Below are 16,144 nucleotides of genomic sequence, written 5' to 3' on the forward strand. Positions count from 1 at the left end.
CGGCCAGGTCAGGCTGGCCAGATCGGCCCCGACAAGCCGGGGCAGCCGCACCCAGCCAGGCCAGGTCGGATCGGCCAGCTCTGAGCCGGATCAGCCGTGATACCCGGCCACGATCTTCGTGAACGCGTACTTCGGCTGCGAGATTCCGCTGCACTCCCCGCCGCCCGAGCAGTCCCGGTTGGTCGCCCAGAAGGTGAACCGGCCGAGGTGGTGGCTGGCCGCGTAGTCGCGGATCGCGGTGAAGTCAGCGACCGACACCACCTCGCCGGCGTTGTCCGTCTTGCCGTTCATCGACGACAGGCCCGCGTGCCGGTACGCCGTGGCGCTGTCCCAGCCGAAGGTCGACTTCAGCTGTCCCACGAGACCGTCCACCGCGGACTTCGTCTTGCCCGCCATGTCGCCGCCGCTGGAGAAGTCGAACGGCATCACCGACCACACGTCCACCGGCGCGCCGATCGCCTTCGCCTGCTTGATCAGCCGCTTGCCCCAGTCGTTCGGGCCGGAGGTCTCGGTCCCGATGGTGATCACGACGCGCACACCGGGGTTCTTCTGCTTCGTGATCTTGACCGCGTTCAGGATCCGGTCCTGCACCGTCGCGTTCTCGAACTCGTCGGTGTTCTCGATGTCGAGGTCGATCGCCTTGAGCCCGTACGCGTCGATCACCTTCTGGTACGCCCCCGCGAGCGCGCTGGCCGACGAGCATTTCGCGCCCAGTTTCGTGCCGGACCAGCCGCCGAAGGACGGGATGACGTCGCCGCCCGCGTCGCGGATGCTCTTGATCAGGGTTTTGTCCGAGCCGGTCAGCGAACGGTCGCCGTCCCACTTCGGGTTGCACGAACCGTCCGACAGCATGAACGCGAGCGTGAACGTCTTGATCCCCGTCGCGGACATCGCCGCCGACGCGCTGGTCTGCCCCGCCCACTGGTACAGGTACGGCGAAGCGAGAACCGGATCCGGAGCCGCCGCGAGCTGCGGCGCGGACGCGGGCGCGGCCGTGGCCACCCCGGCCGCGGTCGCGAGAGCCGCCCCTGCCGCCGCCGCGAGCGCGGCCAGCCGACGCACTGATTTCATCGTGTTCCTCCCACGAGCACCACGGAACACCTCCGGTTTGAGGCGGCGGGATCAACCCGGGAGGAGTGCACCCGGAAGGGTGCCGTCACACACTGGACTAGACCAAATCAGCATGTCAAGAGCCGCAGCCCGAACGGCGCACCGGACCGGAAACGGTGCGCCGCGCCAGGTTTGTCCCCCGGCCGGGTGGGGCCGAAAGTCAGGAGAGCCCGTCGGAGAAGTCGTGGTCCCGGGTTTCCGGCAGGCCGAGGACGCACAGGAAACTCAGCACCCCGAGCGCCACCAGCACCAGCGAAACGGGCACCGTCGAACCCGTCGACGCCCACAGATTCGTCGAAATCAGCGGCACCACCCCGCCGCCGATCACCCCTGCCACGCTGTACGCGATCGACGCGCCGGAATACCGGTACCGCACCCGGAACAGCTCCGGCAGAAACGCGCCCATCGGCCCGTACAGCATCGCGAAACACGCCAGGCCGCCGACGAACCCCAACGTCAGCAGGACCGGGTTTCCCGTCTGCAGCAGGGCGAACAGCGGAAACGCCCACACCACAACGGAAACCGCGGCCGCCGCGCTCAGCCGTCGGCGGCCCCACTGGTCGGACTTCATCGCGAACATCAGCGTCGCCACGCCCATCACCGTCGCCGCGATGAGCAGGCCGATCAGGACAGTGGTGCGCGGGATGCCGAGGGTGGTCGTCGCCATCGAGAGACAGAATGTCGTCACAGTATAGAAAAGCGCGTGCGCGAGCACGAACGACAGCGTCGACAGCACCAGAACTCGCGGCTGCTTCCGAAGCAGCTCGAACAACGGGACTTTCGCTTGTTCGGCCTTGTCCAAAGCAGCTTGGAAAACCGGTGTCTCGGCGATCCTGATCCGGATATAGAAGCCGACTGCCAGCAATACCGCGGAGAACAGGAACGGCAGCCGCCAGCCCCAGGACAAGAACTCAGCGGGAGGGAGCACCGCGTCCAGGATGAGGAACAGCAGGTTGCCCAGCACGAATCCGATGGCCGGGCCGAGCTGCGGGAACGCCGAGTACAAACCGCGTTTGCCCGGCGGCGCGTACTCGGTCGACATCAGCACCGCGCCGCCCCACTCGCCGCCGAGGCCGATGCCTTGCACGAAACGCAGCACTACCAGCAGGATCGGCGACCAGAGGCCGAGGGTGTCGTATCCCGGGACCAGTCCGACGGCCACTGTGGACAGTCCCATCACCAGCAGCGACGTGACCAGCATGGACTTGCGGCCGATCCGGTCGCCCCAGTGTCCGAAAAGGACCGCGCCGACCGGGCGCGCGACGAATCCGACCGCGAAGGTGCCGAGCGAGGCCAGCACGCCAGCGGTGGAGGAGAACGTCGGGAAGAACACTTTCCCGAACACCAGCGCCGCCGCGGTTCCGTAAATGTAGAAATCGTAAAACTCGATGGCGGTGCCGATGAAACTGGCAGTGGCGATGCGCGACACGTCGGCCCGCGCGGGTGCGGTCATTCCGGCTCCCTGTTCTCCCCTGCGGCCCAGTGCCGCCCCGGGGAGAATATCGGGTCACGCGTCGCCGGGCAGTTCCTCCATTTTCCGCTGCAGCTTGTTCATCCCGCCGAGCCAGCGGTCGGTTTGAGTGGCGCGCAGGGCGTAGAAGTCGGCGACCTCGGCGTGCGGCAGCACCAGGAACCGGTTCTCGGCCATGGCGGCGAACAGCGCGTCGGCCACCTGCGGCGGGTCGATCGCGGACGCGCCCATCAGCAGTTTGCCGCGTTCTCCGGTCTCCTCCAGCATCGCGGTGCGCACGCCCTGCGGGCAGATCGCCTGCACGCTGATCCCGCGGTGCCGATAGGTGGCCGACAGCCATTCCGCGAACGCCAGCGCACCGTGCTTGGTCACCGAATACGGCGCCGAGCCGAGGCTGGTGAGCACGCCCGCCGCGGACACCGTCGCGATGAACCGGCCCTCGCCGCGCTCCAGCCACGCCGGCAGCAGCAACCGCGCCGCGCGGACGTGCGCCATCACGTTCACGTCCCACGCCAGCGACCACGCGTCCTCGTCCGCGTTGGCGTCGCCGAACGGCGCGACTCCAGCGTTGGCACAGAAAACGTCGATCTCACCCAGCGTTTCGCGGGCCGCGGTGATCAGGTCCGCCACCCCGGATTCGCTTGCCACGTCACCGGCGAACGCCGTACCGCCGACCTCCGCCGCGACTTCGGCCGCACGGTCGCCGTCAAGGTCCGCGACGACGATACGGGCACCGTCCGCAGCGAACCGCCGCGCCAGCGCCGCCCCGATCCCGCCGCCACCGCCGGTGATGACGACCCCGGCGCTCACAGACCGCCGCCGAGCGTCACGCCGCCGTCGAGAACGACCGTCTGCCCGGTCATCCAGCCGGCGTCATTGGACAGCAGGAACGCCACCGCGCCCGCGATGTCCTCCGGCACGCCGAGCCGCTTCAGCGGATACGCCGCCGCGACCTCTTCCTCGCGACCCTCGTAAAGCGCGGTCGCGAACTGCGTCTTGACCACCGCCGGAGCCACCGCGTTCACCCGGATCTTCGGGCCGAGCTCGCCGCCGAGTTCCTGAGTGAGCCGGATCAGCGCGGCCTTGCTGACGCCGTACATGCCGATGCCCGGAGAGGTGCGGATGCCCGCGATCGAGGAGACGTTGACCACCGACCCGCCGTGCTCGCCCATCCACGCGTCCCGCGCGACGCGGATCCACGACAGCGGCGCGACCACGTTCACCGCGAAGATCTTGGCCGCCGCGGCCGGGTCGACGTCCACTATCGGGCCGTAAACCGGGTTGATGCCGGTGTTGTTGACCAGCATGTCGAGACTGCCGAACTTCTCGACCGCGGTGGCGACCGCCTCCTGCTGGTGCGCGGCGTCGTCGGCCTTGCCGGGCACCGCGACCGCGACGTCCGGCCCGCCGAGCAGCTCGACGGCCTCGGCGAGCGGCTCCGGTTTGCGCGCCGTGATGACCACCTTGGCCCCGCGCTCGACGAGCCCCTGCGCGATGGCCAGCCCGATCCCCCGGCTGGCCCCGGTGACCAGGGCAACGCGATCCTTGAACGACTCCACCACACCGTCTCCTTGTCCGCCGTTGGACAGCCGCCGCTAAGCGGTTGCTTAGTCGCAGAATAACGGCGCAGCTCCCGGATGCAACCTCGGGAGGCGACATCGGCGGTCACAACACGGTGAGTCAACGGGGCCGACCGTGCGTATCCGCCCACCTCGCCAAGACGGCCCGGCAGACTCGACCGGGCCGAGGACACTCCAGCCGTAGCAGCGCTCGCCCGAGCCCTCCGCAACGCCAGCTCGGCGCTGTGTCCGCATCCGACGTCGCGCGCCTGGACGAAACGCCGTCAATCAGCTCAGCCCAGCAGGAGCGGGTGAATGCACGAAATCTTCGAATACTCGAGAACAACCGGCGCGACCGACCCGAATCGTTGGATGAGTTCTGCTTTCTCATGGTCGCAGTAATCATCCATCACGTCACCGGAAAGATCGAGGGCAGGCGACGGGTGTGCGTGGCAATACGCACGCCATTTGAGCGGGCTCAGGCCGGGGCACGGCCGCCCAGTCGGCCGAAGATGCTCTCGAAGGTCTTCGGCCGACCTTTCCTCCCGTGCCGGACGGAGGGTTCCAAGAGGTGAGCCAGCCCGGTCGTACCCGCACGCATGCCCCTTCACCACCGGATCAAGCCCGTGAACACGACCCCCGAGCGAGCCGCGAGCGCTTGCCGACCAGTCCCTCATCGACGGCGGCCGCCCTTGGCTACGCTTTCGCAGGTGACCACAGGGATCGAGCCCACTCCCGGCTCGCGGAAGACCGCCACCCGGCGGGCGGCGGTGTATCTGACGCTGGCAACCGCGTCGCTGATCAACTTCATCTCGTACGCGCCGCTCCAAGGGCGCGCGCACGAGAAAGCCTGGGGCGACGCGCTCAGCTACTACGCCATGTCCGAACACACCGGGGCGCAGGTCGACAACCCGTTCGCGCTCAGGATGCTCAGCCCCTGGCTGGTGCACCTGGCCGGCAAGGTGACCGGGCTTTCGCTCGATGTCCTGTGGCTCGGGTTCACCGCCGCGGTCACGCTCGCGTGCACCGTGGTGTTCTTCGAATTCTGCTGGCGGCACCTCAATCTGCACCTGTTCACCTCAGCGCTCGCGGCGATCGCCCTCACGTGCACGTTCTGGTACGCGCCCTATGCGTTCAGTAATCCTTTCCTTGTCGACCCGCTGAACAATCTGCTTTACCTCATCGCATTGTGGCTGCTGTTCAACCGCAAACTGCTGCTGTTCACAATCGTCATCATTGTCGGCACCATCAACAAGGAGACCACCCTCCTCCTCGCCCCGCTGTACCCGCTCCTGGCCTGGACACGGTCGCGGGCACTGCGCGATCGCCAGGTGCTGTTCGGCGTGCTCGCAACGGCAGTCGCGGCGCTGGCGTACACCGGTTTCCGCTTGTGGGCACAGAACTTCATCGGAGGCAGCTACAGCCTCGGCAGCGGCCAGGGCAACCACAGCCTCGCCTCGAACATCGTCTTCGCTCTGTCGTCGAACAAACGCGGCGAGCACGCCGCGCTCTTCGACACCTTCCACTTCTTCTGGCTCATCTTCGGCTACGGGCTCTACCGGCTCTACCGCCAAAACGGCCCGCGCAACCCGCTGCTCATATCCAGCGTCTACCTGGCACTCTGCTGCCTCGCCGGACGGATGGTCGCCACCGACACCCAACGGGTATTCGTCATGCTCGCACCCCTCGTCATCGGCGTCGTCGCGGTCACCCTCGACAACCAGCGCAGCGACATCCGGCGTTTCCTCGTCGGTCTTCTGGTCTTTCTCTACCTCGCGCTCAATCTGCGACTCGTGCCCGACGACACGAAATTCCTGGTCGAGATCGGCGGCCTCATCATCTTCGCCGTTCTGATCTATTCGCAGTCCTGGCTCCCACGAGACCGTCCACAAACAGTCGCAGGAGCACTGCGCCGCCCCTAGCGCAACTGGTCCAGAGTGCGTTCGACGTTGCGGCGAGTAGCCAGCGCGGCGGCCTCCGCATCACCGGCTTCGATGGCGGCTAGCAGGCCGTGGTGGGCCTGGTGCAGGTCGTCCGCGCTGGTCTCGGCGGTGTCCAGGGTGGTGACGTCGGCGGAGACCGCGCGCATGGCGTCCAGGAAAGAGTCGAACACATCGATCAGCACCGGGTTGTGCGCGGCCAGCACGACCGCCCGGTGGAAGGCGAGGTCCGCGTCGAGGAGCTCAGGGAGTGAATCGGCTCGGTCGCGGGCCGCCAGCGCCTTGCGGATCGCTTTGAGATCGGCGGCGGTGCGGCGGGTCGCGGCCAGGCTGCCCGCCTCGACCTCCAACGCGACGCGGACCTCGTACACATCGATCGCCGCGGCAGTGCGCAGCTTGCGGTCCAAATCGGACAGTGGGGTCGCGGAGGCGACGTAGGTGCCCGAGCCCTGCTGGGAGTACAGCTGACCGGCGGAGATCAGCGCCCGGACCGCCTCCCTCGCGGTGGACCGGCCGACTCCGAGCAGCTTGCTCAACTCGACCTCGTTGGGCAGCTTGGCCCCGACCGGCCACTCGCCCTCGCCGATCAGCCTGCGCAGTTCCGCCGTCGCCGCGTCGACCAAGGAGGTTCGCTGCACCGACCGGACCGTCATGTCGTGTTCCCCTCTCCCGCCTGGCACCCGCCAATCTATCAGGTCACCAGCTCCTCAGATGACTTCTCCGACGGCTGAACAGGCAGGACCCGGTCGCGCAACCGGATGCCGAACACCACGGCGACGCAGAACACCGCGAGCACCGAACCGAGGGTGAACCGCAGGCCCTCGGCGTCGGCCAGCCAGCCGAACAGCGGCGAGGTCAGCCCGCCGACCGACATGGCCAGTCCGAGAGTCAGCCCGCTGGCGGTGCCGGGCCGGGTGGGCAGGTAGTCCTGCGCCAGGGTCACCTGGTTGGCGAACGGCAGGAACATGGCCAGCCCCAGCAGCACGGTGCTGAGTTCCAGCACGGGATAGCTCGGGCTGAACACCACTCCGGCCAGCGCCGGAACGCCCAGCAGGTATCCGGTCCTGATCGGCGTCAAGCGGCCGAACCGGTCGCCGAGCCAGCCGCCGAGCACGGTGCCCGCCGCACCGGCCAGTGTGAACGAGGTCAGCGTGACCGCCGCGGCCGCGGTCGAGGCGTGCAGTTCGCGGATCGCGTACAACGAAAGCAGCGAACTCACTGTCACATAAGGGATCGACCACCCGACGGTCGCCGCGACCAGCCTGCCGAAGGCCCGCCAGTCATCCGAGACGTCTACAGTGGACTCTTTAGCCGCGCTTCCGGTGACGCCAAGCGCATTGCGACGATTGAGCAACCACAGCAACGCCATCACCACGGCCGGAATCGCCAGCAAGTAGGTCCCCGAAAGGCCGAGCGAACCGACGACCGCGGTGACGAGCGCGGGAGCAAGCGAACTGCCCAGCGTGCCGCCGACCGAGAACAGGCTCATGGCCCGCTGCGACCTGCCGCCCGCCGCACGGGCCTGGTTGGTGGCGGGCGGATGGTAGGCGGCCACCCCGATTCCCGCGATGGCGACGCAGATCCACGTGGCCAGGTACCCGTCGGCGAAACCGGCACCAGCGATTCCGGCGGCGGCGACGAGGAATCCCAGCGGTGCCAGCCAGGAGCGCCCGGACCGGTCCACGATCATCCCGAAGACCGGCTGCACCACGCTGGACAAACCCGTTGCGGCCAAAGCGATTCCGGACACCGCAGCGTAGCTGTAGTGGCGCTCGCTCATCATGAACGGCAGCAACGCGGGCACCGCGCCCTGGTACAGGTCGTTGACGACGTGGGTCCCGGTCAAGAAACCCAGTTGTGCTTTTCTCATCGCTTCGCCCGCTCCAGTTGTGCCGCAACGGAAATGAGGGTCGTCTCGGCCCCGTAGCGTCCGGTGAGCAGCACGCCGGCGGGCAATCCGCCGGGAGTCCGGAGCACCGGGACGGTCAGCGACGGCTGACCGGTGATGTTCGCCAGCGGGGTGAGCGGATGAAACTCCAGCATGTTCTCGAAGGTCTGCGCGGGATCGTCGTCGACAAGACCGCCCACCAGCGGCGGCAACACGGCCGTGGCGGAACTGAGGACCACGTCGAACCGGTCGTAGCGGGAGGCGACGCGGCGGGCGGCGGCCTGCATCGACACCAGCGCGGACATGAAGGTCACCGCGTCGTAGCCCCGCGCTTTCTCCCGCAGCCAGCGGGTCAGCGGCAGCAGGTCCTGCTCCTTCTCGGCGGGAACCGGCACCGAGGAGGCGAGCAGCGACCACACGACGGCGAACTCCTCGCGGTAGTCGTCCGGATCGGTCGGCGCGGCGTACGCCACGTCGTGCCCCAGATCCGCGAGAAGCGCGACGGTGTCCTCGCACGCCCGCCGACACCACGGGTCGTCGCTCGCCGGTCCTCGGATTACGCCGATCCGCAGCCGGCCGGGGTCGCGTTCGGCGCTGTTCGCGAAGTGCCCCGCCGGCACCGGCGGCAACTGGTGCGTGTCCCCCGGGCGCGCGGTGGTCATCGCGTCCAGCAGCAACGCGGCGTCCGCGACCGTGCGGGCGATCGGACCCGCGGTGCTCAGCCCGGCCGAATCCGGCCCGGGAGCGGGACTCACTCTGCCTCTGGTCGGCTTGATCCCCACCAATCCGCAGCACGCGGCGGGGATCCGGACCGAGCCGCCGCCGTCGCTGCCGTGCGCCGCCGGGGCCAGTCCCGCCGCGACCGAGGCGGCCGCCCCGCCGCTGGACCCGCCCGCGGTACGGGTGAGGTCGTGCGGATTGCGGGCCGCGCCGAACACCGTCTCGGTGTAGGAGGAGCAGCCGAATTCGGCCGCGTTCGTCTTGCCCAGCACCACCATGCCCGCCTGGCGCAACTGCGTCACGACCGCCGCGTCCACCTCGGCCACCCGGTCCGCGAAGACCTTCGATCCGGCGGTGTACCGCAGGCCCTTCACCGGGCACGTGTCCTTCACCGAAACCGGCACCCCGCACAACGCTGGCAGGTCCACGCCGGACTGGACCAGCGCTTCCGCCTCGCGCGCGGCAGCGAGCGCCCCCTCGTGGTCGACGGCGAGGTAAGCGCCGATCCGGTCGTTGTCGCGGTCGATCCGGGCCAGGTACTCCTCGGTGAGCTCCACCGGGGACACCTCGCGCGCCCGCACCGCCGCCGCCAGCTCGGCCAGCGTCAGATCATTCATGTCAACTCCTCATGTCCTCTGAGGACTTGGACGGTAGCCGAGGCGATGGGGTTAGGCAACCCTTACCCCGCGTGACCGTCGAACGCGACCCGCCGGGCCAGCGGACGACCGAATTCGTCGGCGGACTTTCCGCGCACAGCAGCGAGTCACGCACAGCCACCAAAGATCAGATGTAAGCCCACCAGGCGAAAACTCTGCACCCTTCGCCGAGCACGGGCAGATTCACCCGAAGTTCCTTGATTAATAGCCACTTCCCCACTTCCGGATACCACCCGGAGAACTCCTTGACGGCCGATGCACCCTCCTGCATAGTCTCCTAGACATCGGATGTCCTGGCGTTCAGGACCTGCGATGCCTGGTCAAGGAGGACCTGAATGGCGAACCGCCGGCTTCTGAGCATCGTCCTGTCCGCCGTCGCCGGGTTAGGCGGAACGCTCGCCCTCGGCCCGCCGGCCGCCGCGAGCGGGCCGCCGCCGATGGCCGTTTATGCCGCTCCAGGTGCGGACGCTCCGCCCGGAAATCCCTGCACTCAGCCGCGGCCGTGTTCGCTTTCGCAGGCGCAGCAACGGGTTCGGCACCTGCTCGACACCGGCGTCGGCAGCCACCGGGACATCGTGGTGCGGCTCGCCGGCGGCACCTACTACCTCGCCGCTCCCCTGGCGTTCGGCCCGCAGGACTCCGGGCGCAACGGCCACACCGTGACCTGGCAACCGGCGAGCGACGCGGCCGTGACGATCAGCGGCGGCCGACCGTTGCGTCCGGCCTGGCAGCCCACGGCGCCCGGCAGCAAGATCGTGGCCGCGACCGTCCCGGCGGGACTGGACTTCGACGGTCTGTTCGTCAACGGGCAGCGCCAGATCCTGGCCCGCTACCCGAATTACGACCCGAACGCCGCCCGCCTCCAGGGCTCGACCTCGCTGGCCGACCTCGAGCGGGAATCGGCGAAGTGGTCGGACCCGTCGACCGCGCTGGTGCGCGCGATGCATTGCGGCGACTGGGGTTCTGTCTCGTTCACCGTCAGCGGGCGCACCGGCGACGGGCTCGCGCTGCACTACGTCGGCGACAACAACCGGCCGCAGGATTGCGGGCTGACGAAGGGGAACGGGCCCGGCCGGATCGGACCGGCGATGGCCGAGAACGTCAAGGAGGAACTGGACGCGCCCGGCGAGTGGTACTACGACCGGGCGAGCGGCCAGCTGCTCTACTACCCGCCGGAGAGCACCGATCTTTCCGCCGCGACGGTCGAAACCGCGGAACAGAACCAGCTGATCACGCTGACCGGGACGTCGGCGGCCAACCCCGTCCACGACATCACCCTGCGCGGGCTGCACTTCACCGCGACACACCGCACGCTCTTCAACAGCCCGTTCGAAGCCGACGCCAAGGGTGACTGGGCGGTGGTCCGCCAAGGCGCGGTATCTCTGAAGAACACCGCTGACATCTCAGTGACCGGCTCGTTCTTCGACCAGCTCGGCGGCAACGGCGTCTTCCTCGACAGCTACAACCGGCACAACACGATCAGCGACAACAAGTTCGAGTCCGACGGCGCCACGGACGTCCAGATCGTCGGCTCGCCGAGCGCGGTCCGCGACTACTCCGCCAACTACTACGACAACGTCGCCGTCACCGACACCGCGCCCGGGCCGAAGAGCGACGACTATCCCCGCGACATCCTCGTGCGCGACAACCTCATGCAGAACATGGGCCGGTTCGAGAAGCAGTCCTCCGGCGTCAACATCTCCATGAGCGCGGACGTGACGGTCGACGGCAACACCATCTCGGACAGTCCGCGCGCGTGCCTCAACATCGAGGACGGCACCTGGGGCGGGCACGACGTCAAGAACAACGACCTCTTCAACTGCGTCGAGGAAACCGGCGACAACGGGTCCGTCAACGTCTGGGGCCGCGGCCGGTTCTGGGCCAGTTCCGGCAACAACACCCTCGCACCGGGCACGAGTTTCGAAGGCTCCACCGGCACCGCGCTCACCGACGCGCAGGCCCGGCACCTCATGAAACTCGACGTCCTCCGGCCGATCACCATCCAGCACAACCGGTTCTGGCACGCCGGCGACTGGGCCATCGACCTCGACGACGGTTCGTCCAACTTCCGTCTGCTGGACAACCTCATCCTCAAGGGCGGCATCAAACTGCGCGACGGCTACGAGCGCACCGTCCGGAACAACCTGCTGGTGGACGGCTCGATCTACGAGCAGGTCAGCCATTCCGACTGCGGCGACGTCATCGAGCACAACATCACCCTCGGCCCGCAGGCGTACAACAACGTGCTGAACAACCCGGTCACCGCCAAGTACGGCGCCGACCGGAACCTCTTCTGGAACGACCACTACCCGGTCTACGTCAATCCTGACGGCAGCGGCAACGAGGCGCTTTCCGCCGACGGCGCCACGATCAACACCCAGTCGGCTTGGGTGCGTGCAGGCATGGATCCGCATTCGCTCGTCGCCGACCCGAAGTTCTCCGCAGCCGACCCGCTCGGCAGCTACGACTTCACCGTCGCCGCCGACTCGCCCGCGGTCAGCCTCGGGTACGCCAACTTCCCGATGACCGGCTTCGGCTCCGCTGGCGGACCGCTTCCGCCCAAGGCAGTTTTCGCCTACGGCCCCGGCTCCGGCGGGCCCGCGAACGGGATGATCGTCCAGCCCGAAATGCTGATGGGAGCCACCGCGACCAACATTCCTTCCCTCGCTGTCCAGTCGTCCCTCGGCCTGACCAAGCCGTACGGCCTCTACCTCCCCACGGTGCCGCAGGGCAGTTACGCCGCGCAGAACGGACTGAAGACCGGTGACGACATCACGGCCGTCAACGGCACCCCAGTCACTGATGATCGCAACACTTTTTGGCTCAGCTACAACAAACTCGCGCCGGGTGCGCCGATCACGCTGACCGTGCGCCGCGGGCAGGCCGACGTCACCTTGCATCTCGCCAAGACAACGGAATCGGAAGTCCTCAACAACACCTCTGGCGTCGTCTACACCAACACCGGAGCTCCGTCGTCAGGATGGATCTGGCGCGGCAGTTCGGCCGGAGGCGCGAATTCGTACCTCGACGACATTTGGGCGACCCAGAACGTCGGCGATTCGTGGAGTTTGACGTTCTACGGAACGGGAATCGACATTATTTCCGAAACCAACACCGACGAGGGCGACGTCGACCTCACCCTCGACGGCGCGCCCTACCGGACGGTCAGCTTCGTGACGCCGACCCGGCAATACCAGTCGACGGTGGCGACAGTTTCCGGTCTTCAGCCGGGGGTGCACACGATCACCGGCACGATGAAGAACGGCAGTTACCTGATCGTGGATGCTTTCCGGACGCATCCGTAGGTGACTCAAGCGGGTGCCGTGCGCGCACGGCACCCGCTTTCCTAGGCAGCGCCAGGACCGGCCTTCGTCAGGACGTAGTCACGAGGATCCTCGGGCACCGGCCGCACGGTCACGCGCAACCGGCTGTAGTGACCGTTGGCCAATCCGCTGACGGTCACCCGGGTCGGGACCGAAACGAGTTTTCCGGACGCGCAATCAGGAATGCAGTCGTACTGCCAGAATCTGCCGGTGGCGTGCGCGGTCGCCGAGCCCCACCCCGACCAGCGCAACCGGTCGAGCCCCATTTTCTGGTCCGCACAAGCCAACGCGAGCTCTGACGGCTTCGCGACAGCATTTCCTTCGCACAGATAGATGGTTGGCGACGACTGGGAAGTAATGTCCGGACGTTTCGCGGGCGGAACCACGGCGGCATGGCTCGCGGCGGCGGTCGCAGGTGTTGCGGACGGAGCGATCGAGGTGGCCGGCGGCGTGGTCGGAGTCAACGAAGAGCCCGAAGCCACCGGCAGGTCAGCAGAGCCTGACGTGCAGCCCGTCACCGCCGCAGTGATCAGCACCAGAGCCCCCGCACCCAGCATCGATCTTCGGATGATCAACTCAGTCATGACAAATCCCCTCCCAATCCGGGCCTCCGCGGCCCGGCTATGGAGAGAATGACGCGCAACCCTCCGAGAGGTTGCGCGCCACTCGAATCGCCATGGAAGTCCACAAAGGACAGTTCAGCGCACCCTCAGCCGCCGCCGGGCGAAAGCCAGCGCGCTCAGGCTCAGCACGGCCAGCGCCATCACGTAATAGCTCGGCGCCAAATTGCTCCCGGTGAGCTGAATCAGCCAAATCACCACCAACGGCGTGAAACCGCCGAAAAGCGAAGCTGTGATGTTGTAGCTGACCGACAGCCCGGTCGCGCGGGTCCTCGTCGGGAAGACGTCGGCCATCATCGTGCCCAGCGGGCCGACGTACCAGACCTTCACCAGCCCGATCGCGGCCATCACGGCGGTCATCACCGCGAACGTCGGCTGGCTGTTCAACGCGAGGAACAGCGGGAAGATCGCCAGCAGCATCACCGAACAGGCCGCCGCCATCAGCGGGATCCGGCCGGTCCGGTCGGACAGCCGCCCGGCGACCGGCGCGAGGACGGTCAGCACGATCTGGGTGACGATCGTCGTGGTGAAGGCCAGCGATTTGGGCAGTCCGAGGTTCCGGATGGCGAAGGTCGGCATGTAGATGATCAGGTAGCTGATCGCGGTGGACACCGCCATCGCGCCCATCGCGACCAGGATCCGGGTCTTCTGCGAGCGCAGCACCTCCCGCAGCGGAGCCTCGGCGGCCTCCTCCTCGAACGCGGGCGATTCCTCCACGTGCCGCCGGAGGTAGTAGCCGATCGGGGCGATCAGCAGGCCGAACGCGAACGGGATCCGCCAGCCCCACGACCCGAGCTGCTGGTCGGTGAGCACGGCGCTCAGCACCGCCGCGAACACGATGCCCAGCAGCGTGCTCAGCCCCTGGCTCGCCGCGCCCCAGCTGCCCATGAACCCGCGGCGTTTCCGGTTGCTCTCCACCAGATACGCCGTCGCGCTGCCGAATTCGCCGCCCGCCGAGAAGCCCTGCAGCAGATTGGCGAACACCAGCCCGAGCGGGGCCGCGATGCCGATCGTCGCGTAATTCGGCATGATCGCGATCAGCAGCGAGGCCACCGCCATGATCCGGATCGACACGACCAGCGCGGCTTTGCGGCCCACCCGGTCGGCGTAGGAGCCGAGGATCATCCCGCCGAACGGACGGATCACATACGCGACCGCGACGCTGGCGAAAGCCAGCATCAGCGAGACCGCCGGATCGGTCGCGGGGAAAAACTGTTTCGCCAGTACGTCGGCGAACAATGTGTAGGCCCCGAGGCTGAACCATTCCAGGGTGTTGCCGATCGTGGCCGCCAGCACGATCCGGGACGAGCGCGGCGAGGGAACTTCTTCGGGTGGATTTTCTCTGGTGGCAGGGGAATCCGGGGCGGGAATCGACATGGTCGCCTCCGAGGCAGTGCTTCAGCGGTTCGGCATCATTGGTGAATCGCGGCTCCGAGCACGGCGGCCCGGAACAACCATGTGCGGGAAGTCAGCGCAGCTTGCCCAATTCGAGCAAGACGTTCGCGGCGGCGGTGATCCCGGCGTGGAAACGAGCGAGTTCGAAATTCTCGTTGGGACCGTGGTTGTGCTCGTCGACGTTCGCCAGCGGGATTCCGTAGCACGGCAGCCCGAGCCCGTCGGACAGCGCGGCGATCGGCAGGCTGCCGCCCATCGCGGGCACCAGCAGCGCCGGACGTCCGGCAGCAGCGCTGACCGCGTCGGTGACCACCTGGGCGTAAGGCGATTCCGGCAGTGTCCGCGACGCTTCCATCAGCCCGCCCGGCACGTGCAATTCAGCGTGCGGCAGGTGTTCGGCGAGGTGCGCGCGCAACGCCTCGATGACCGTCGAGGCGCGCTGGCCGCCGACCGTCCGGATGTCGCAGCGGGCGACCGCCGTGGCCGGAATGACCGTGCGATGGTCGCCTTCGTCCAAACAGGACAGTGAATTGATGCTAAAGGTCGGCAAGGCGAGACGGTCGTTGAAGCCGATTCCTTCCGGCACGTCCATCCGGTTCAACCCGACTTCAGCGAGCGCGGCGGGCACGTCGACCGGGAGCGCGTCCAGTGCGTCGCGTTCCGACGGGCTCAGCGGGACCATGCCGTCGGCGATTCCCTTGACCAGGATCTCGCCTTCCGGCGAGCGCATCGTCGACAGCAGCCACACCAGTTCCCACGCCGGATTCGGCCCGACCCCGCCCCAGTTTCCCGAATGCAGCGCCGCGGGAGCGCCCTGCACCCGAATCTCGAACCGGACCGCGCCGCGCACGCCGAGGCTAACCGTCGGCTCGCCGCTGTCGTGCACCGGACCGTCGCTCCACAGCACCAGGTCCGCGTTCCATTCGTCGCGCAGACCCGCCAGCGCTGACTCCAGGTTCGGGCTGCCGATCTCTTCCTCGCCGTCGAGCAGCACGGTCACGCTGCACGGCAGTTCGCCGGTTTCGGCAAGGGCCCGCAACGCGAGCAGTTGCGCGAGATGCTGCCCCTTGTTGTCGCCCGTGCCGCGCCCGTACATCCGGCCGTCGCGGATGGCGGCCTCGAACGGCGGACTGTCCCAAGCCGCCAGCGGCCCGGCCGGTTGCACGTCGTAATGGCCGTAGATCACCACGTGCGGAGCGCCCGCCGGACCTTCCGCGCGCCCCACCACCAGCGGCCAGCCGCCGGTCTCGACCTGCCGCGCTTCGAGCCCGCTTCGCCGCAGCAGCGCGCACGCGAAGTCTGCCGCTTCGGCCATGCCCTCGCCGGTCGCGCTGACGCTGGGAACGCCGATCCACTCGGCGAGCTCCGCCTCGTGCCGCTCCCGGTACTGCTCGACGTACGACTCGATGCGGCGCACCCGACCTCCAGTGATTTCACTTTCTGATATCGATACCATCGAAGC

Annotated in this window: 12 protein-coding genes; 2 read left to right on the forward strand and 10 right to left on the reverse strand. The window is 67.8% G+C overall.

The window, feature by feature from the left end:
• Window positions 1-90: 90 nt before the first annotated feature.
• The 4 genes from AB5I40_RS11960 to AB5I40_RS11975 all read right to left on the reverse strand — a co-directional run bounded on the left by AB5I40_RS11960 (window position 91) and on the right by AB5I40_RS11975 (window position 4,140).
• Window positions 91-1,071 carry a chitinase gene (locus AB5I40_RS11960; RefSeq protein WP_370938551.1) on the reverse strand — a complete coding sequence of 327 codons (981 nt, stop codon included), beginning with the start codon at window positions 1,069-1,071 and terminating at the stop codon, window positions 91-93.
• A 199-nt stretch (window positions 1,072-1,270) separates the two neighbouring features.
• Entirely contained in the window at window positions 1,271-2,563 is a 1,293-nt protein-coding gene (locus tag AB5I40_RS11965) for an MFS transporter (protein WP_370938553.1), read from the reverse strand.
• 54 nt (window positions 2,564-2,617) lie between these two features.
• Window positions 2,618-3,391, reverse strand: a complete 774-nt coding sequence (locus tag AB5I40_RS11970; RefSeq protein ID WP_370938554.1) for an SDR family oxidoreductase — start codon at window positions 3,389-3,391, stop codon at window positions 2,618-2,620.
• The gene (locus AB5I40_RS11975) at window positions 3,388-4,140 is read right to left on the reverse strand and encodes an SDR family oxidoreductase (RefSeq protein WP_370938555.1); all 753 of its coding nucleotides are present in this window, start codon (window positions 4,138-4,140) and stop codon (window positions 3,388-3,390) included. Before AB5I40_RS11975 ends, AB5I40_RS11970 begins: the two co-directional genes overlap by 4 nt.
• Before the next feature lie 710 nt (window positions 4,141-4,850).
• On the opposite strand from AB5I40_RS11975, the gene AB5I40_RS11980 reads away from it, so the two are divergent.
• Entirely contained in the window at window positions 4,851-6,062 is a 1,212-nt protein-coding gene (locus AB5I40_RS11980; RefSeq protein ID WP_370938556.1) for a hypothetical protein, read from the forward strand.
• On the opposite strand, the gene AB5I40_RS11985 is transcribed toward AB5I40_RS11980, so the two are convergent.
• The 3 genes from AB5I40_RS11985 to AB5I40_RS11995 are packed head-to-tail and all read right to left on the reverse strand — an operon-like array spanning window position 6,059 to window position 9,305.
• A complete protein-coding gene (locus tag AB5I40_RS11985; protein ID WP_370938557.1) occupies window positions 6,059-6,733 on the reverse strand; it encodes a FadR/GntR family transcriptional regulator in 675 nt (224 codons plus the stop codon). The genes AB5I40_RS11980 and AB5I40_RS11985 overlap by 4 nt on opposite strands.
• Window positions 6,734-6,771: 38 nt before the next feature.
• On the reverse strand, window positions 6,772-7,950 hold the full coding sequence (locus tag AB5I40_RS11990; RefSeq protein WP_370938558.1) for an MFS transporter: 1,179 nt from the start codon (window positions 7,948-7,950) through the stop codon (window positions 6,772-6,774).
• Complete coding sequence (locus tag AB5I40_RS11995; RefSeq protein ID WP_370938559.1) at window positions 7,947-9,305, reverse strand: amidase; 1,359 nt, start codon at window positions 9,303-9,305, stop codon at window positions 7,947-7,949. Before AB5I40_RS11995 ends, AB5I40_RS11990 begins: the two co-directional genes overlap by 4 nt.
• 374 nt (window positions 9,306-9,679) lie before the next feature.
• On the opposite strand from AB5I40_RS11995, the gene AB5I40_RS12000 reads away from it, so the two are divergent.
• Window positions 9,680-12,649: a right-handed parallel beta-helix repeat-containing protein gene (locus AB5I40_RS12000; protein ID WP_370938560.1), complete on the forward strand. Its 2,970-nt coding sequence runs from the start codon at window positions 9,680-9,682 to the stop codon at window positions 12,647-12,649.
• Between the two features lie 41 nt (window positions 12,650-12,690).
• Here AB5I40_RS12000 and AB5I40_RS12005 read toward each other — a convergent pair whose 3' ends face one another.
• The 3 genes from AB5I40_RS12005 to AB5I40_RS12015 all read right to left on the reverse strand — a co-directional run bounded on the left by AB5I40_RS12005 (window position 12,691) and on the right by AB5I40_RS12015 (window position 16,099).
• Window positions 12,691-13,251 (reverse strand): hypothetical protein, encoded by a 561-nt coding sequence (locus tag AB5I40_RS12005; RefSeq protein ID WP_370938561.1) that lies wholly within the window; start codon window positions 13,249-13,251, stop codon window positions 12,691-12,693.
• A 114-nt stretch (window positions 13,252-13,365) separates the two neighbouring features.
• Complete coding sequence (locus AB5I40_RS12010; protein ID WP_370938562.1) at window positions 13,366-14,664, reverse strand: MFS transporter; 1,299 nt, start codon at window positions 14,662-14,664, stop codon at window positions 13,366-13,368.
• A 91-nt stretch (window positions 14,665-14,755) separates the two neighbouring features.
• Window positions 14,756-16,099 carry a M20/M25/M40 family metallo-hydrolase gene (locus tag AB5I40_RS12015; RefSeq protein WP_370938564.1) on the reverse strand — a complete coding sequence of 448 codons (1,344 nt, stop codon included), beginning with the start codon at window positions 16,097-16,099 and terminating at the stop codon, window positions 14,756-14,758.
• Window positions 16,100-16,144 lie beyond the last annotated feature (45 nt).

Source organism: Amycolatopsis sp. cg13, assembly GCF_041346965.1.
GTDB lineage: Bacteria > Actinomycetota > Actinomycetes > Mycobacteriales > Pseudonocardiaceae > Amycolatopsis.